Annotated in this window: 13 protein-coding genes; 11 read left to right on the top strand and 2 right to left on the bottom strand. The window is 37.1% G+C overall.

The features are described 5' to 3' along the window. Position 1: 1 nt before the first annotated feature. Positions 2 to 2,647, bottom strand: coding sequence for a DUF5916 domain-containing protein (locus DZ858_RS05735; RefSeq protein ID WP_117158613.1), 2,646 nt, complete (start codon positions 2,645 to 2,647; stop codon positions 2 to 4). Between the two features lie 138 nt (positions 2,648 to 2,785). On the opposite strand from DZ858_RS05735, the gene DZ858_RS05730 reads away from it, so the two are divergent. The 8 genes from DZ858_RS05730 to tsf all read left to right on the top strand — a co-directional run bounded on the left by DZ858_RS05730 (position 2,786) and on the right by tsf (position 13,769). Beyond that, positions 2,786 to 3,844, top strand: coding sequence for a hypothetical protein (locus tag DZ858_RS05730; RefSeq protein ID WP_117158611.1), 1,059 nt, complete (start codon positions 2,786 to 2,788; stop codon positions 3,842 to 3,844). A 96-nt stretch (positions 3,845 to 3,940) separates the two neighbouring features. Next, positions 3,941 to 7,393 carry a pyruvate carboxylase gene (locus tag DZ858_RS05725; RefSeq protein WP_117158608.1) on the top strand — a complete coding sequence of 1,151 codons (3,453 nt, stop codon included), beginning with the start codon at positions 3,941 to 3,943 and terminating at the stop codon, positions 7,391 to 7,393. Positions 7,394 to 7,554: 161 nt separating this feature from the next. Beyond that, positions 7,555 to 9,120, top strand: a complete 1,566-nt coding sequence (locus DZ858_RS05720) for a T9SS type A sorting domain-containing protein (protein WP_117158607.1) — start codon at positions 7,555 to 7,557, stop codon at positions 9,118 to 9,120. Between the two features lie 3 nt (positions 9,121 to 9,123). Further along, positions 9,124 to 10,683: a T9SS type A sorting domain-containing protein gene (locus DZ858_RS05715; protein ID WP_117158605.1), complete on the top strand. Its 1,560-nt coding sequence runs from the start codon at positions 9,124 to 9,126 to the stop codon at positions 10,681 to 10,683. Between the two features lie 167 nt (positions 10,684 to 10,850). Continuing rightward, positions 10,851 to 11,306 carry a 50S ribosomal protein L13 gene (gene rplM / locus DZ858_RS05710; RefSeq protein WP_117158603.1) on the top strand — a complete coding sequence of 152 codons (456 nt, stop codon included), beginning with the start codon at positions 10,851 to 10,853 and terminating at the stop codon, positions 11,304 to 11,306. Next, positions 11,306 to 11,692, top strand: a complete 387-nt coding sequence (gene rpsI, locus DZ858_RS05705; protein ID WP_117158601.1) for a 30S ribosomal protein S9 — start codon at positions 11,306 to 11,308, stop codon at positions 11,690 to 11,692. The genes rplM and rpsI overlap by 1 nt, the downstream gene beginning before the upstream one ends. Before the next feature lie 206 nt (positions 11,693 to 11,898). Beyond that, complete coding sequence (gene rpsB / locus DZ858_RS05700; protein WP_117158599.1) at positions 11,899 to 12,849, top strand: 30S ribosomal protein S2; 951 nt, start codon at positions 11,899 to 11,901, stop codon at positions 12,847 to 12,849. Between the two features lie 98 nt (positions 12,850 to 12,947). Beyond that, a complete protein-coding gene (gene tsf / locus DZ858_RS05695; protein ID WP_117158597.1) occupies positions 12,948 to 13,769 on the top strand; it encodes a translation elongation factor Ts in 822 nt (273 codons plus the stop codon). A 72-nt stretch (positions 13,770 to 13,841) separates the two neighbouring features. Here tsf and DZ858_RS05690 read toward each other — a convergent pair whose 3' ends face one another. Then, positions 13,842 to 15,224 (bottom strand): T9SS type A sorting domain-containing protein, encoded by a 1,383-nt coding sequence (locus tag DZ858_RS05690; protein WP_117158595.1) that lies wholly within the window; start codon positions 15,222 to 15,224, stop codon positions 13,842 to 13,844. A gap of 258 nt (positions 15,225 to 15,482) precedes the next feature. On the opposite strand from DZ858_RS05690, the gene pyrH reads away from it, so the two are divergent. From pyrH to DZ858_RS05675, 3 genes are all read left to right on the top strand, one after another. Continuing rightward, positions 15,483 to 16,190 carry a UMP kinase gene (pyrH, locus tag DZ858_RS05685; protein ID WP_117158593.1) on the top strand — a complete coding sequence of 236 codons (708 nt, stop codon included), beginning with the start codon at positions 15,483 to 15,485 and terminating at the stop codon, positions 16,188 to 16,190. Between the two features lie 62 nt (positions 16,191 to 16,252). Next, the gene (gene frr / locus DZ858_RS05680; protein ID WP_117158591.1) at positions 16,253 to 16,807 is read left to right on the top strand and encodes a ribosome recycling factor; all 555 of its coding nucleotides are present in this window, start codon (positions 16,253 to 16,255) and stop codon (positions 16,805 to 16,807) included. Positions 16,808 to 16,894: 87 nt separating this feature from the next. Beyond that, on the top strand, positions 16,895 to 18,160 hold the full coding sequence (locus tag DZ858_RS05675; RefSeq protein ID WP_117158589.1) for a hypothetical protein: 1,266 nt from the start codon (positions 16,895 to 16,897) through the stop codon (positions 18,158 to 18,160). Positions 18,161 to 18,229 lie beyond the last annotated feature (69 nt).

Raw genomic sequence — 18,229 nt, 5'->3', positions numbered from 1 at the left:
ATTACAATACAAATCGATATGTAGCTTTAATCAAAAAGGTATTTTGAGGTCGTTTTCTAAATAATTGATTATCTACAATTTTATTGAAATCGTTCATAGAATCACCCAAACCATTGATGCCTTGTGACCATACAAAGAAAACTTCAGAACCTGGAATATACTCCCAACGTAATACCAAATTAGACCGAAACTGTACAAAAGCAAAATCTGGGTTTCTAAAAGAATAATCAGTTGTACCATCTCGGTTTTCATCTACCAAGTAGCTATCTTCTTCAAAAGATATTTGATTGGTATCATACAACGTTACACGATCACGTAAACTTTTAGCTATAGGATCATTTACATAATTGAAGTTTCTATATTTTCCACGTGCGATAAATGGTTGTCCATAATATTGAATCGTCAAGTTAGGGTTAATCGTATAATTTACCCGAAGGGTTGTACTTATAGTCTCTTGATCAATTTCGCCTGTAACGTAGCGTTTGCTTCCATTAAAAATTGGCTGGTCAACATATTGAGTTTTATCGGGTCTAGATTCATATTTGGTCGTCATAGAAAGGCTCAACGCATTTAACGGCTGATAGTTAAACCGAACTTCATAACGCGTAAAAGAGTAGTTTTTTTCAGTCGCTTGCCCATACACATAGCCCAACGTAGTACTAAACTTTTTTCGGCTATCGGTCCCTACATATAAAAAACCTAAATGATCCCCATTTCTTCTAAATCGTGGTCCGCCACGTAATTCAGAATTATCAAATCTTGTGGCATTATTTTCTGAACCAGCTTCCGCAAACCAATTGTTTTTAAAATTTACATATCCTACCAATTGATAAAACAAGCTATTATAATTTCCTTCAAAATCATAGTTTAAAGATTGATACACTCTAACATTTGCTCTTCTATACCAGCTAGTAGGTTTATTAAAAACACGGGTTACACCGGCATATTGGTTAATATCATCTGCTTGCCGTAAAAAACCTATATCATTTAGTTCGAGCTCTGGTGATCGCCAAGAACCACCAATATTATACCGCCAATTTCCACCACCGCTTTTTCCAAACTCCATTCTTCCTCCTGTTCCTGTTAGAGATGTTCTTGTAGAATCTACTTTAACATGGCTGCCACCTACCCGTTGAAATAAATGAACTATCGATCGCTGGGTTCTTTCAATGGCTTCTTCACTCCCATTAACCTGACTTAAAAAGGCTTTCCCTTCCACATAATAATTTCTATCATTCCAGTTATGTTTAAAATCCAGCCCGCCAGAATATGCATTTTTATGCAAGAAGTCCAAATTATCTTCCAAGTTTCGGTTAGTAGCTGTAAATATTCCACCTATATATGTGTTTCTATTATTAAAGTCTTTCTGTAATCGCCCAACAAGATAGTTAGTTAAAGGTTCTACCAATACTTCTTCTTCTGAGCCATCCTCGTTGATAACACCAGCATATTCTTTAGCTGTTACACTTTCCAACACCCCTATAGACCAGCCATCTTTGGTTTTTCCACTAAATTTTGCCGCACCTAAAATGGTAGAGTTTTGAGGTTGATCCACATAAGCAGTTGTAGGTCCAAAGGCTGAGCCTTGTGGACTTCTTCCTATTCTTCGAGAAAAAAATAAATTATCAGAACCGCCGCTAATGCTATAATCGAATATGTTTTTGTTTTCTACAAAAAAGGGCCTCCGCTCTTGGAAGAAAATTTCAAAACCATCCAAAGCTATAGCTCCGGGATCGGCATCTACTTGACCAAAGTCTGGATTTATAGTGGCGTCTAAGGTAAGGTCATTTGTAATGCCGATTTTTGCATCCAATCCGGCTGTAAAACGGGTATCGTTTCCGTCGCGAAACGGATTTCCAGGTTCTTTTTCATACGAGTTCAACTTGGTAAGCGCATAAGGCTGTATTTCTAATTGCTTTTGTGGTTTTATACCTTTAATTCCTCGCAATTCACCAAACTCGCTTACCCAACCTGGAGCATTAGCATCTACAGGTTGCCAAAGAGAACGCTCCTCTTTTCTGAAATAACGACGCGTAGATTGTATACCCCAAATCTGTTCTTCTTCATTTCCAAACCGTAGCTGACTCAACGGGATTCGCATTTCCGTGGTCCACCCTTCTGCATCTATTTGTGTTTTTACATACCAAATAGGATTCCAACTTCCATCCCAGTTGTTTCCGTTTTTTGAAATAAATTCATCGCCTTTAACCCCAGCAGCAGTGATAGTAAATGAAAAACCTGTTCTATTATCGTTGTAACTATCAATATTCAACTCTACCCAATCCCCTTCAAAACCATCTCTTCGGGAAAGCCTCCGCACTATTTCATCTGGTTCTGCATCATAGCATCTAAACGCCACATATAAGTTTTTGGCATCATAGACTATTTTCATTTTGGTCTGTTCGGTTGGCGACGTTCCGTTATCTGGCTGGTTTTCTACATAATCAGTTGTCCATTGTACTTTACTCCAAGCTTTTTCATCTATTATCCCGTCAATCGTGGGAGCTGCTTCACTGCCTATAGATTGCGTGGTATAACTTCTTTTTTTGGTGTTACCGTCAGCGGTGTCAGAACTTGTTTCTACTTGAGCGTGAAGTGAGAGTGATACAAAAATACTGATGATAAAAAAGAAAAGAGACTTGAACATGATTGGTTAATTTCTTTAAAAGACTAAATTTTTAAAGAAATGTGACAGTTAGAGTATATTTAAAGGTTTTTTTTGAGAGTTCAATCCTATTATTTACATCGTCTTAAATATGGTATCTTTAAGGTTTAAAATGTTGCTATGCGAAAATTAATCTCCAAAAAGAAACCGGCTTACAAAATTACCGATGCCTTGTCCGATTACTTAACTAAACACGGACGAAATAGCAAGATCACCATTTATTATGACGATTTGTTACGGTTTCAGGGTTCAGTTTCTATTTATGACAAACACGGAAACGACACGCTTTGGATAAGTGTCTATTATTCTGAATTTGAACGGGAAGAAATAGATTTTAGCTTAAAACGAATGTATTCCATTTTGCATTCCGATGGTAGTGATAGCTTATTGCCCTACCTTAGTATCGATAGTATCGATTTCTGCACCTTCGGAAACTCAAAACCTTTTAGAGTAAAGGTCAGAAACATCCTAAACGACAACTATTTGTTCCTCTACATTAAAAAAGCAGATGCTTCCCGTATTTACGGACTTGAGTTGGAACACCTGCTCTCCCCTAATCACATCAACTTTTTAGTACATGGCAACACACTAATTGAAGAACATATTTCGGGCATTCCCGGTGATGATTTTATTGAAAATGAATTAGCAAAATGTTCCGAGCAACAAAAAAAAGAGATTGCCAAAGAGTTTGTGAAATTTAACGAACGTTGTTTTGTTAGGTTGTTAGGCGATATGCGTTCGTACAATTACGTAATGGTCCTCACCCACGATTTTGACAGAATTCAATATAGAATCCGCGCTATCGATTTTGACCAACAAAGTTATGAAGGTAATGCTAAGGTTTATAAACCTCAATTTTTAAAAGAAAACAACGAATTGGTGAAAATGACAATGGGTTTATTGCAAGAAGAATCCATTGAACAATACAAACGAGAAGAACGATCTTTATTAGCGAAAAGAGCAGTAAGTGAACAAAGTCGATTGAGTGAAATTATGGAATGCATGAATAGCGACACCATTTCGCCACCGGAAAAAATAAATCAATTAAAAAAAGACCTTTTTAAATTAACAGGCGATGTAAACTTTAAAAAGTCGAAAAACATGGGCGAGATATTGCAAAGCGCCTTAGATTTCATCATCCGAAACTATAAAAATGAGAACCCGTATTATATTTCATAAAGATTTTCAGAAAAAGTGTTTAAAAATTATTATGCGTGCATAGTATTTTTTATCTTTAGCAGCATTTAAGTTTTTCAGATAAAAAGCCACACCATCATGGATATTAAAAAAGTATTAGTTGCCAACCGCGGAGAAATTGCCATACGTGTTTTTAGAGCCTGCACCGAGATAAATTTGACAACTGTCGCCGTTTTCACCTATGAAGACCGCTACTCGCAACACCGGTATAAAGCTGATGAAGCCTATCAAATTGGTAAAGACGACGAACCACTTAAACCCTATTTAAACGGTGATGAAATTATTGCGTTAGCAAAAGCAAAAGGCGTCGATGCCATTCATCCTGGATACGGTTTTTTATCTGAAAATTCTGAATTTGCTCGCAAATGTGCCGAAGCAGGTGTTATTTTTATTGGTCCGGACCCAAAAGTGATGGATGCCTTGGGCGATAAAATTACAGCCAAAAAAATTGCTGAAAAATGCAACGTACCCACTATAAAAAGTAATACAAAAGATCTTACTTCTCTTAAAATCGCTCTTTCTGAAGCTTCAACAATTGGCTATCCTGTGATGTTAAAAGCAGCTTCAGGTGGCGGTGGTCGCGGGATGCGCATTATAAGAAATGATAATGACCTGAAAAATAATTTTGAATCGGCACAAAGTGAAGCCGGAAACGCCTTTGGAGACGATACCATGTTTTTAGAAAAATATGTGGAGGAACCCAAGCATTTAGAAGTACAAATTGTCGCCGATAACCACGGAAATATTCGTCATTTATACGAGCGCGATTGTTCGGTACAACGCCGTCATCAAAAAGTAGTAGAGGTTGCTCCTTCGTATAATGTTTCAGAAAAAGTAAAACAATCATTATATAAATATGCGGTTTCTATTGCCGAAGAAGTAAGCTACAATAACGTAGGAACAGTAGAGTTTTTAGTAGATAAAAACGACAATGTTTTCTTTATCGAGGTAAACCCGCGTATTCAGGTTGAACATACCGTTACTGAAATGGTGACGGGAATTGACTTAATTAAGTCTCAGATATTTATTGCTGGGGGTTATAAACTTTCCGACAAACAAATTAAAATTTACGATCAAGATTCGCTTAGAACCTACGGTTTTGCCCTGCAATGTCGATTAACAACCGAAGACCCCACCAATAACTTTACACCAGACTATGGTACGATTACTACCTATCGAAGTGCTTCAGGGATGGGTATTCGCTTAGACGCCGGTAGTATTTATCAATCGTATAGCATCAGTCCTTTTTTCGATTCGATGCTGGTAAAAGTTTCAGCACACGGTCGAACGTTGGATGGTGCGGTTCGGAAAATGGTCCGTGCATTAAAAGAGTTTAGAATTCGTGGTGTAAAAACCAATATTCATTTTCTTCAGAACGTCATTCAGCACGAGACTTTCAAAGAAGGAATGGCAACGGTAAACTTTATCGGGAACACACCTTCGTTGTTCGATGTAAAATTACCACAAGACAGAACGACCAAAATCACCAATTATTTAGGAGAAATAATTGTGAATGGAAATCCTGATGTGAAATTTGTTGACGAGAATAAAAAATTCAGAAATCCTACAATTCCTATTTACAGTCCTGCAGAAAAATTCCCAAAAGGCACAAAAGACATGCTTACCGAAATGGGACCTGAAAAATTCTGTGCGTGGTTAAAAGACGAAAAGAAAATACATTATACCGATACGACCATTCGCGACGCGCATCAATCACTGTTAGCAACACGTATGCGAACGTATGATATGTTGAAAGTAGCCGAAAGTTATGCTAAAAACCATCCAAATACCTTTAGTATTGAAATGTGGGGCGGTGCTACTTTTGATGTTTGTATGCGTTTTTTAAACGAAAGCCCGTGGACACGTTTGCGAGAATTGCGGGAGCGTATGCCGAATATTTTGTTCCAAATGCTGCTTCGAGGCAGCAACGGCGTAGGATACAAAGCATATCCAGATAACTTAATCGAAAAATTTGTAGAAAAATCGTGGGAAAACGGCGTGGATTTGTTCCGAATATTCGATTCGTTAAACTGGGTAAAAGCCATGGAACCGAGCATCAATTATGTTCGAAATAAAACGGGCGGAATTGCAGAAGCTGCTATTAGTTATACCGGAGATATCCTAGATCCTGATGAAAGTAAATACACTTTAAAGTATTATACGCAACTAGCGAAAGATTTAGAAAATGCAGGTGCCCACATGATTGCCATTAAAGATATGGCCGGTTTATTGAAACCGTATGCTGCCACCGAATTGATTTCGGCTTTAAAAGATACGGTGAACATTCCGTTGCACTTGCATACGCACGATACATCTTCCATACAATCTGCCACCTATTTAAAAGCGATTGAAGCGGGTGTAGATGTAGTTGATGTTGCTTTGGGTGGTTTATCTGGGTTAACCTCGCAGCCTAATTTCAACTCAATTGTTGAAATGATGAAACGCCACGAACGTGCTCACGATTACGATATTAAGAAGCTGAATGAATTCTCAAACTACTGGGAAGACACCCGCGAGGTATATTATCCATTTGAATCAGGTTTAAAAGCAGGAACGGCCGAAGTTTATCAACACGAAATACCTGGCGGGCAATATTCTAATTTGCGTCCACAAGCTGAAGCATTAGGCCTTGCCGATCGGTTCCACGAAGTGACTAAAATGTATGAGCAGGTAAATGATCTCTTCGGAAATTTGGTAAAAGTAACCCCAAGTAGTAAAGTGGTTGGCGATATGGCCATTTTCATGGTCACCAACGATTTAACACCAGAAGACGTAATGGAACGCGGAAATGAAATTTCGTTCCCAGAATCTGTTATCAATTTCTTTAAGGGTGATTTAGGACAACCGTTGGGTGGATTCCCAAAGGAACTGCAAAAAATAATTTTAAGAAACACCGATCCTTACACCGACAGACCGAACGCTCATTTAGAACCCATTGATTTTGATAAAGAATATGCTGCGTTCCGAAAGAAATTTCAGAAAGGATTTAGTCGTCCCATTGAATTTGAAGATTTTCTTTCCTATAGTTTATATCCAAGAGTTTTTGAACAAGCCCACGAGAAGTATAAGTTGTACGGAAACCTAGCTATTTTACCAACCAAAACCTTCTTCTACGGAATGAAACCGAGAGAAGAAGCCATCATTGAGCTAGAAGAAGGAAAGACCATTATCGTAAAATTGCTTTCAGTAGGAATACCGAATGATGAAGGCGTACGGATTGTATTCTTCTCTGTAAACGGTGAAAACCGTTTTGTGGAAATTAAGGATAAATCTATCAAGGTTGAAAAAGAAGTCCATGTCCCAGCAGATCCTGAAGATGCCAACCAATACGGTGCTCCGCTTCAAGGAATGTTATATAAAATGTTGGTTAAAAAAGGACAGGAAATCGAGGAAAACGAACCGCTTTTTGTTATTGAAGCCATGAAAATGGAGACCACGGTTACTGCCAATAAAGCCGGAAAAGTAAAATCGATTGTTTTAAAACCGGGAACGATGTTGATGAAAGGTGATTTAGTGGTGACGGTGGAGTGAAATTGAATTCGAAACTTAAGTTGAAGCAATTTATGTTACTGGTAACAATTGTAATGGAGTCAAGATTTTTTCATTAACATTTTTTTAAGAAAAATCCCTCAAAACTTTTGGAATAGTAGAAAAGGTATGTATTTTGCGTGCCTAATTTTACAATCCATTTTATGAAAAGCACGACTACCTTTTTATGTTTTATCTCAATTTTAATTACAGCTTTCAATCTCTACGCCCAAGACCCGAATATTATTTGGCAACGGACTATTGGGGGAGCTAATGAAGACAAGGACCCTGTTTTACTAAAAATTCAGGATGGCCTTTTAGTAGGCGGTACTTCACAATCAGATATTTCAGGAGAAAAAACTGAAAACTCAAGAGGTGGAAAGGATTTTTGGATACTTAAATTAAACAATACCGGTGATATTATATGGCAAAGAACGATTGGTGGAAGTGGAGATGACAATTTAACCAGCCTATCAAAAACGAATGATGGGGGTTATTTAATAGGAGGATCTTCAAATTCACCTATTTCTGGAGAAAAAACAGAAAACTCAAAAGGTGGATCAGATTATTGGATAATAAAATTAGATGAATCGGGCTCCATTTTATGGCAAAAAACCATTGGAGGTACAGAAAATGATACCTCTAGAACCTTGAAGCAAACTGATGATGGGGGCTATATAGTTTATGGAAGTTCATATTCTGGAATTTCTGGAGATAGAACAGTCTCAAATAATGGAGATCCAGACCTTTGGATTTTAAAACTACAACCAGATTTATCGATTTCTTGGCAGAATTCTTATAACTATATTCCCACTTTTAGTCATCACGCATCTAACTTAGAGATTACCGATAATGGTGATTATATTTTCAGCTCGACTCTTGATTCCTTTGGACAAATTAGCTCTTACCATATTACAAAAATAAATTCCTCAGGAACTACTTTATGGAATAACATATATGGAGGTGAAAGGACAGAGTTAGCACCTTTTATTTCAGCAACTAATGAAGGGAATTTTATCGTTGCTGGAGCTTCAGACTCAAGTATTTCAGGAGATAAAAACGAAAACTCGCAAGGTTCGTTTGATTATTGGCTTTTAGAATTGGATTCTAATGGAGCTATCAACTGGCAAAATACAATTGGAGGTGCATTTGGCGAACAGCCATGGGATGTGATAACGACACAAGATGGAGGGTATATAGTTTCTGGGAATTCAGACTCAGACATCTCTGGAGATAAAACAGAAAATTCCAAAGGAGGAAGTGACTATTGGATTGTAAAAGTCAATGATGTAGGTGTAATTACATGGCAAAATACTATTGGAGGTGAGTTTATTGATGACTATGCACAAGTAATGGAGGGTGAAAATGGGAACATTTTCGTTTGTGGTGAATCCAACTCAAATATTTCTGCTGATAAAACAGAAAACAGTCGAGGACTCAAAGATTTTTGGATTTTAAAATTAAACACTACTTTAGGCCTAGACGAAAACTCCCTATACTCAACCATAACCCTCTACCCTAACCCAGCAAAAAACACCTTACAGCTCAATGCTGACAACCAACATATAGACCGAGTAAAAATCTTTTCGGTAAAAGGAGATTTGGTGCAACAGGTTGAAGGTTTTGAAACATCAAAAACAATCGATGTTTCACAACTGGCAAGTGGGATGTATTATGTTCAGTTTACAGCCGGTAGGCAGATTGCTACGAAGAAATTTATAAAACAATAATTTATGAAATTAAAAAATTACGTGACTCTCGTTTTAGTTTTAATAGCCGCAACTCTATATGCGCAAGACCCAAATATTATTTGGCAACGGACTATTGGGGGAGCTAATGAAGACAAACGCCCAGTTTTATTAAAAACTCAGGATGGCCTTTTAGTAGGCGGTACTTCACAATCAGATATTTCAGGAGAAAAAACTGAAGACTCAAGGGGTGGAAAAGATTTTTGGATACTTAAATTAAATGATAATGGTGATATACTTTGGCAAAGAACGATTGGTGGTAGTGGAGATGACAATTTAACCAGCCTATCAAAAACGAATGATGGGGGTTATTTAATAGGAGGATTTTCAAACTCTCCAATTTCTGGTGAAAAAACAGAAGACTCAAGAGGTGGTTTTGATTATTGGATATTAAAATTAGATGAATCGGGCTCCATTTTATGGCAAAAGACGCTTGGGGGTACAGAGGATGACGACTTACGAACAATAAAACAAACGGATGACAATGGCTTTATTATATATGGAGATTCTAGTTCTGAGCCTTCTGGAGATAGAACAGCAACAAATAAAGGATATCCGGACCTTTGGGTGTTAAAATTAGATTCTGATTTATCAATTACTTGGCAAAACTCTTATGGATTTTTAACAGTTCCTCATTCCCCTCATCAAGCAGTAAACCTAGACATTGTAAATAACGGGGATTATATTTTTAGCTCAACACTTAATGGACAAAATGACGCCTATTATATTACAAGAGTAAATGCTTCAGGAAATGTATTATGGGATTATCGCTATGAAGGGAATAGGATTGAATTAACTCCTTTTGTAAAAGCTACGAATGAAGGAAATTTTATAATTGCTGGAACGTCGAGTTCAGATATTTCTGAAGATAAAGAAGAAGATTCGCAAGGGATGTTTGACTTTTGGGTTTTAGAATTAAACTCTAACGGAGAAATTAATTGGCAAAATACAATTGGAGGTGCATTTGGAGAACAGCCATGGGATATAACACAAACACAAGATGGAGGCTATATTGTTTCTGGTAATTCAGACTCAGAAATTTCTGGAGACAAAACAGAAAACTCTCAAGGAAGAGATGATTATTGGATTGTTAAACTTAATAATGTGGGTGTAATTGAATGGCAAAATACAATTGGAGCTGCTTATGCAGATATCTATGCTAAAATAATTGAAACCGATGATGGACATTTTTACGTTTGTGGTCAATCTGTTTCAAGCATCTCAGGCGATAAAACTGAAAACTCAAGGGGACATTATGATTTTTGGCTATTAAAATTAAACGGCACCTTAGGCCTAGACGAAAACTCCTTATATTCAAACCTAACCCTCTATCCCAACCCCACAAAAAACACCCTACAGCTCAACGCTAACAACCAGCAAATAGTCCGAGTAAAAATCTTTTCGGTAAAAGGTGATTTGGTGCAACAGGTTGAAGGTTTCGAAACTTCAAAAACAATCGATGTTTCACAATTGGCAAGCGGCATGTATTATGTTCAGTTTACAGCCGGTAGGCAAATTGCTACGAAGAAATTTATAAAACAATAATCACCCTATAAAGAAAATTAAGTAGCTATCACTTTGAGGCATAAAAATTTAAAACCTTGGGTGTTGTTTTTCAAATAAATAATAGTACATTTGCACCCCGATTTATCCAAAAGAAGGAAATGTTTAACCTGTTGGTAGGTGAATGCCAGTAGAAAAAATTATTAAAAGTGGATACACTAAGTTATAAAACAATTTCAGCAAACAGCGCTACTGTAAACAAAGAGTGGTTGCATGTGGATGCTGATGGACAAACGCTAGGTCGCATGGCCAGTGTGGTAGCAAAATTGCTACGTGGTAAGCACAAACCTAATTTTACTCCTCACGTAGATTGTGGAGATAACGTTGTAATTACAAATGCAAGTAAAATTGTATTGACTGGAAACAAGTGGAACGAAAAACAATACATTCGTCACACAGGGTATCCAGGTGGACAACGTAGCTTAACTGCAGAAGAATTATACGGAAAAGATCCTGCGAGAGTAGTAGAAAAAGCCGTAAAAGGAATGTTGCCTAAAAATAAATTAGGAGCAAATCTTTTCAGAAACCTTAAAGTATATGCAGGTGCTGAGCACGATCAAGACGCACAAAAACCAAAAACCATTAACCTTAACGATATCAAGTAATGGAAGTTATTCACAAAATAGGAAGAAGAAAAACCGCTGTTGCGCGTGTGTACCTTTCTGATGGAAAAGGGAATATCACTATCAATAAACGTGATATGGAAAAATACTTTACCACAGGTACGTTACAATATAAAGTTAAACAAGCTCTTATGTTAACTGAAAACGACAAAAACTTTGACGTTTCAGTAAATGTATTTGGAGGAGGAATCACCGGACAAGCTGAAGCGATCCGTTTGGCCCTATCTAGAGCCATGTGTGAGCTTAACGAAGAGAACAGAGGTATTTTAAAACCAGAAGGATTGCTAACAAGAGATCCAAGAATGGTGGAGCGTAAGAAATTCGGACAGAAGAAAGCGCGTAAAAAATTCCAATTCTCAAAACGTTAATCTTCGGCTTCGGCCAGATACCGTTTTTACACAGAAAAAATTGGTTCTCTTTCTTATGTATATTCGAAAGAGAACCATTCAAATACAAACTATAATTATAAACAAGCTGTTAATTCCGTATGTCGCGGAAGTTAGTTTAGCATCTAAACCAAGTCCTACTATATAGGAAAGGTTGCTATCTAAACAGGAACGTAAACTAAAACAAAATGGCAGACAACAAAGAAGTTAAGTCGTTACTTGACGCAGGTGTACACTTTGGTCACCTAACCCGTAAATGGAATCCAAATATGGCACCATATATCTATATGGAGCGTAACGGAATCCACATTATCAACCTTTATAAAACATCTGCAAAGCTAGAAGAGGCGAATGAAGCCTTAAAAAAGATTGCAGCAAGCGGAAGAAAAATTCTTTTCGTAGCTACTAAAAAACAAGCAAAAGACATCGTTTCAGAAAAAGCAAGCGACGCCAAAATGCCATACATTACTGAAAGATGGCCTGGTGGAATGCTTACTAATTTTGTAACTATCAGAAGAGCTGTTAAAAAAATGGCTTCTATTGATAGAATGAAACAAGATGGTACTTTTAATACACTTTCTAAGAAAGAACGTTTACAAGTAGATCGTCTTCGTGCTAAGCTAGAAAAGAACTTAGGTTCTATTAGTGATATGAGCCGTCTTCCTGGTGCATTGTTTGTAGTAGATACTACTCGCGAGCACATTGCAGTTAAAGAAGCTCAAAAATTAAACATTCCAATTTTTGCAATGGTGGATACCAACAGTGATCCACGTGAGATTGATTATGCAATTCCATCTAATGATGATGCATCTAAATCTATTGAGAAAATCGTTGGTAAAGTTTCTGAAGCTATCATAGAAGGTCTTGCAGAACGTAAAGCCGGGAAAGAAAAGAGCGAAGAAGAAAAAGCAGCTAAAAAAGCTAAAAAGGAAGCGAAGAAAGAAGAAGAGGCTAAAGAAAAGAACGCTGACAAAAAAGAAGTTCCTTCTAAAGACAAAGAAGATAAAAAAGCAATGAAGGAGGCTAAAAAGCCGACTAAATTAGAGTCTAAAGAAGAAACTTTAGAGAAAGCTGACGCCAAGAAAGAAAAAACTTCTGATGCAAAAGCAAAGAAGAAAGCTGCTAAAGAAGAAGAATAAAATAACCCATTGTTAAAACAAATTTGCCGTTTGGTTATTTTCTTTGTTGAAAATCAATTGAACGGCTTTTTTACTAATACATTAAAAACGTAATAAAGATGGCAAAAATAACCGCCGCAGAAGTAAATAAATTAAGAAAATCTACCGGTGCCGGTATGATGGACTGTAAAAAAGCATTGGTCGAAGCAGAAGGTGATTTTGACAAAGCAATTGAAATTCTTCGTAAAAAAGGACAGAAAATTGCTGCTAAAAGAGCCGACCGTGAATCTGGTGAAGGTGCTGTAATCGCAAAAGTAAACAAGGACAACTCTAAAGGTGTTATTGTTTCTCTTAACTGTGAAACAGACTTTGTGGCCAAAAACGATGGTTTCGTAAAATTGGCAAACGATTTTGCTGAGTTAGCTTTAAACACTTCATCTAAAGATGAATTTTTAGCTGCAGATTACAATGGCATCACAGTTCAGGAAAAATTAACTGAGCAAACTGGTGTAATTGGTGAGAAAGTTGAAATTGGTGCTTTTAAAATTTTAGAAGCTCCTTTTGTAGGTTCTTATATCCACGCAGGAAATAGAATTGCTGTAGTAACAGGACTTTCAAAAAATGTTGATAATGCTGAAGAGGTTGCCAAAGATATTTCTATGCAAGCTGCAGCGATGAACCCAGTTGCTTTAAACGAAGATGGTGTAGATCAATCAACAATCGATAAAGAAATCGAGATTGCTAAAGATCAATTACGCCAAGAAGGGAAGCCAGAGGAAATGTTAGACAATATTGCCAAAGGTAAAATTAAGCGTTTCTTTAAAGACAATACGTTGGTAAACCAAGCTTTTATTAAAGACAACAAACAAAGTGTTGCTCAATATGTAAAATCATTTGGTGACGTAGAAGTGGTAGCTTTTGAACGTGTTTCTCTAGACTAAACATATACCATATAATAAGTAAAAAGAGGTTTCAACTATTGCTGAAACCTCTTTTTTTGTATTAACTAAAAATTATTTCTTCACAATTTTTCTCGAAACAGTTTTCCCTTCTGAAGTAATAAAAGCCAAATACAGCCCACTACTCCAAGTTTCGGTATTAATCTCTAATTTTCGTTCAGCTGAAAATTGCTGCAATACCTTTCGCCCTAACATATCATAAATTTCAATTTTTTCAATTACGGAGTTGCTTTCAAAAAACACAATTCCTGAAGTTGGATTAGGGTAAATGGATAGTTCTTGAAGTTCCTCTTCTTCAGTTCCAAGATTGGTGTTTACTCCAAAAATGGTTTCGTACGTAGTTCCGTAAAATTCGGCCGTTATAGTATAGACTCCGTCTGGCCAAGTAGCATCAACAGGAAAAACCCATTCGGCATACACTCCGGTGTAATTGGGCCAAGGCGAAGTAAAATCATAATCGTATAAAATAGAGCCATCCGGTTTGGTAACCGTTATGTGGGTGTTATCATCCGTGCTAATGTCTCGATAATAAATATGGAAAATCACATCTTCGCCTGGTTCAAAATTCAATTCCTCATACGTGTTTTCCACTACGCCACATTCTGTATCAAAATTGGACGAGTTATGTGTTGAAAGGCGATTGATTTCAGGCACAAAATAATCTGGTTGGTCCGCCCACCAACTGGAAGGGTTCATATCATTACAAGGACCTTCGTAAGGATCTATTAAGTTTCCGTTGGCATCATACACCTCAAAATGCAAATGTGGAATAGTACTACTGCCCGAGCTTCCGGCAGCACCAAGGTATTCACCTACTTCAACCGTATCACCAATATTTTTAGCCGTAATAGCACCATCTTTAAAGTGCCAATACCAAGCTTGCGAACCGTCTGGATGCTCAATAATGATTCCGTTCCAGTTTGGGTTACCGTTGTTTTGGCAGTTAAGGTCAAAATTACCATCTCGTTTTTCGATAATGATACCCGGCGCAGCCGCTATTACCTGCATTACCTCTTCTTGCATGCGTTTCCATGGATACGGCCATAATACATAATCGGTACCCTCATGGTTGCCTGTTGCCCAATCGTAAGTTCGTTCGTTACAGTCATAATCTAATAAGCTTCCATTGGGGGTTAAATCGTGATCTACCTGATTGTTGATAATGAAATAGCCATAATCATCAAAGCTAGGATTGGCACGTATTGGTTGAATAAACAAAGGTGAACCGCCCCTTTGCTGAAATGCAGTGGGATTCTTCTTTAAAATTTGTTTTTTGTTTTCCGAAATAGTTTGTCGTACCGCTTGCCTTTCGGAAGCTGAAATACATTCGGTTTTTTCAAATTCCGCAGGAGTAAAGGAAAAATGAGAACCGTTGGGCTGTTGCGCTGTTACACCTATGGCAAGCAAGCAGAAGAAAAGCAGTAATTGATTTTTCATAATAAAGTAATTTTAAGTTAATCGTCTATATGCCTTTACATCGAAGTCACTTCAATATGTCATCATAGTTTAATATTAATTAAAGATTTGGAATCTTTCAACCTTTTTAAATTTCTCCACACCGTACAAAATTTTTCATTATTTTTGCTCAAGTAAATTACCTTGTGGCAGATCCACAAGACATTTATAGAAAAAACAGTTTGGTTTCGAGGAAAGCCTCGGAGCATTCAAATCTCGATTATCGAGTAAAACACCACTATGCAATACGAAAGAATCCTTTTAAAATTATCAGGCGAAGCTTTAATGGGGAAACGCCAATACGGGATAGATCCTGAAAGGCTGAAAGAATACGCTGAAGAAATAAAACAACTTATTGATAAAGGGGTTGAAGTGGCCATAGTAATTGGCGGCGGAAACATTTTTAGAGGTGTTGCTGGAGCTAGTCGCGGAATGGATCGCGTACAAGGTGATCATATGGGAATGCTTGCCACAGTTATAAATGGCCTAGCATTACAAAGTGCCTTAGAAGATGAGGAAGTGCCTACCCGCTTGCAAAGCGCCATTAAAATAAACGAAGTAGCAGAACCTTTTATACGAAGAAAAGCCATTCGCCATCTTGAAAAAGGACGTGTAGTTATTTTTGGCGGTGGTACTGGAAATCCTTATTTTACTACTGATAGTGCAGCCGTATTGCGGGCAATCGAAATTCACGCCGATGTTATTTTAAAAGGAACACGCGTAGATGGTATCTATACCAGCGACCCTGAGAAAGACAAAGCTGCCGAAAAATATGATTATATTACATTTGAAGATGTTCTAAAAAAAGGGTTAAAAGTGATGGACACTACTGCCTTTACCTTAAGCCAAGAAAACAAACTGCCCATCATTGTTTTTGACATGAACACAAAAGGCAATTTACTGAAAGTAGTTTCAGGTGAAAAAATTGGAACTAAAGTAAATTTATAAAATCGAATAATTTGCCAGCTAACCTCTGGCTTGATTTTTGAAAAACACTTAAAAAATTAAAAATGGAAGACGAAATTGAATTTTTGATAGACGGCACCCGCGAAGCTATGGACAAAGCTGTTAACCACCTTGAAAAACAATTAGCGAATATACGAGCTGGCAAAGCCTCTCCTTCTATGGTAGGTAGTGTGATGGTAGATTACTATGGTAGTCCTACTCCACTTAGTCAAGTTGCTAACGTAAATACCCCAGACGGGATGACCATTTCCATTCAGCCGTGGGAAAAATCGTTGATACCTGAAATTGAAAAAGGAATACAGATTGCCAATCTTGGGTTCAATCCTCAAAACAACGGTGAAAGTATTATAATTAACGTACCACCATTAACCGAAGAGCGTCGTAAAGATTTGGCAAAGCAGGCAAAAGCCGAAGCCGAAGAGGCAAAGGTTGTGATTAGAAACGACCGTAAAAATGCAAATAACGATTTGAAAAAATTGGATATTTCAGAAGATTTACAAAAAAATCTAGAAGACGATATTCAGGAAATGACGGACAGTCATATTGCTAAAATTGATCAAATTTTTGAGAAAAAAGAAAAAGAAATAATGACTGTTTAAATAATAGTTACGTTAAACAAAACAAAAACAAGCGGCTCCTATGCCGCTTTCTTTATATTTTTAAAAAATAAACTTCGGAATCCCTGTATGCGCAACTTTCTTATTATTTTTTCGCTGCTGCTTGGTTATGTTGTTGCTGCGCAAGAACCCGCCATTAAGACCGAAAAAGATACAACTGCATCTAAAAAAGAACAAAAGAAAAATCCTTTTAATACCGGTTTTTACCCTATTGGGTTTTTTGATGTCGATCTACGCTATTTAATAAAATACAATAATTACGAAGGTATTCGGTTGGGCATTGGTGGAATTACTAATGATCGACTTTTAGAAAATTATAAATTTGGTGGCTATATAGCCCACGGTTTTAAAGACCACGATTTTAAGTTCAGTTTAGGTGGAAGCGCACGCATAGACAAAGACACTAAAACATGGGTTAACCTTTATTACATTGATGATATCCGAGAGATTGGAACTTTTCAATATTTAACCGATGCCCGCGTGTATTCGGTTTTTGAGCCCCGTTTGGTTAATGTGACACAGTTTTTTAAGCACCGTACTTGGCAGGCTAATATCCAAAGTGAATTTGATCCTAAAATTTTATCAGAATTCCGTATTTCTCACAGTAATGTAGAGCAAATTGAAAATTACACCTTTATAAATGACGGTAAAATATATGATGGTTACGAGTTGGGTGAAATTACTGCTTCGATTAGAATTAGCCCTAAAAAAGATTTTACGACTACTAATGATGGTTTTGTAGAATACTTTGATGGCTCCCCAAAAATAAGTGCACAGGTTACCCAAGGATTAAAAGGTATTGGTGGTAGTGATTTCAATTATACAAAATTTGGGTTAAAGCTAGACTATTATATTAAACGCACAGACCTCTCCTCTACTAGTATTTTATTGGAAGGTGATTATGCAATTGGTGACGTACCGTTAACACACTTATTTCACGCCTACCCCAACAGCCCTACTAAAAATACAATATTACAGCGCTTCTCGGTTGCGGGACGGAAAAGTTTTGAAACCATGTACTTTGGGGAGTTTTTTTCAGATAAACTTGCTACCCTACAGATTAAGCACAGCCTGAGACGGTTTTATTTTTCCGATCATTTCAAACCCGAATTAGTTATAATTACCCGTCACGCTATTGGTAACATGGAAAATCCCAAAAAGCACACCGGTATTAACTTTAATACCTTAGACCAGTTTTATTCAGAGTCGGGGTTTGAACTCAACAAACTTATTTTTGGCTTTGGGTTGAGCTTTGCGTATCGCTACGGATATTATCATCTACCCGATTTAGAAGATAACATTTCGTTTAAATTTACATTTTATGCTACCTTTTAGCCTGTAAAAATCATTAGCAAAACAACTTGCAATCCCTTATATTTTATACCTTTGCGCCTTCTAAAGAAC

The sequence above is a fragment of the Marixanthomonas ophiurae genome (assembly GCF_003413745.1).
In the GTDB taxonomy this organism is placed as follows: domain Bacteria; phylum Bacteroidota; class Bacteroidia; order Flavobacteriales; family Flavobacteriaceae; genus Marixanthomonas; species Marixanthomonas ophiurae.
The sequence above is the reverse complement of the archived record's forward strand: the minus strand, read 5'-3'. Positions and strand labels throughout refer to the sequence as shown.

Coding starts and splice junctions, on each gene's coding strand:
- DZ858_RS05725 (WP_117158608.1), top strand. CDS start 3,941: ATGGATATTAAAAAAGTATTAGTTGCCAACCGCGGAGAAATTGCCATA.
- rpsI (WP_117158601.1), top strand. CDS start 11,306: ATGGAAGTTATTCACAAAATAGGAAGAAGAAAAACCGCTGTTGCGCGT.
- DZ858_RS05730 (WP_117158611.1), top strand. CDS start 2,786: ATGCGAAAATTAATCTCCAAAAAGAAACCGGCTTACAAAATTACCGAT.
- DZ858_RS05720 (WP_117158607.1), top strand. CDS start 7,555: ATGAAAAGCACGACTACCTTTTTATGTTTTATCTCAATTTTAATTACA.
- DZ858_RS05715 (WP_117158605.1), top strand. CDS start 9,124: ATGAAATTAAAAAATTACGTGACTCTCGTTTTAGTTTTAATAGCCGCA.
- DZ858_RS05735 (WP_117158613.1), bottom strand. CDS start 2,647: ATGTTCAAGTCTCTTTTCTTTTTTATCATCAGTATTTTTGTATCACTC.
- rpsB (WP_117158599.1), top strand. CDS start 11,899: ATGGCAGACAACAAAGAAGTTAAGTCGTTACTTGACGCAGGTGTACAC.
- DZ858_RS05690 (WP_117158595.1), bottom strand. CDS start 15,224: ATGAAAAATCAATTACTGCTTTTCTTCTGCTTGCTTGCCATAGGTGTA.
- pyrH (WP_117158593.1), top strand. CDS start 15,483: ATGCAATACGAAAGAATCCTTTTAAAATTATCAGGCGAAGCTTTAATG.
- DZ858_RS05675 (WP_117158589.1), top strand. CDS start 16,895: ATGCGCAACTTTCTTATTATTTTTTCGCTGCTGCTTGGTTATGTTGTT.
- tsf (WP_117158597.1), top strand. CDS start 12,948: ATGGCAAAAATAACCGCCGCAGAAGTAAATAAATTAAGAAAATCTACC.
- frr (WP_117158591.1), top strand. CDS start 16,253: ATGGAAGACGAAATTGAATTTTTGATAGACGGCACCCGCGAAGCTATG.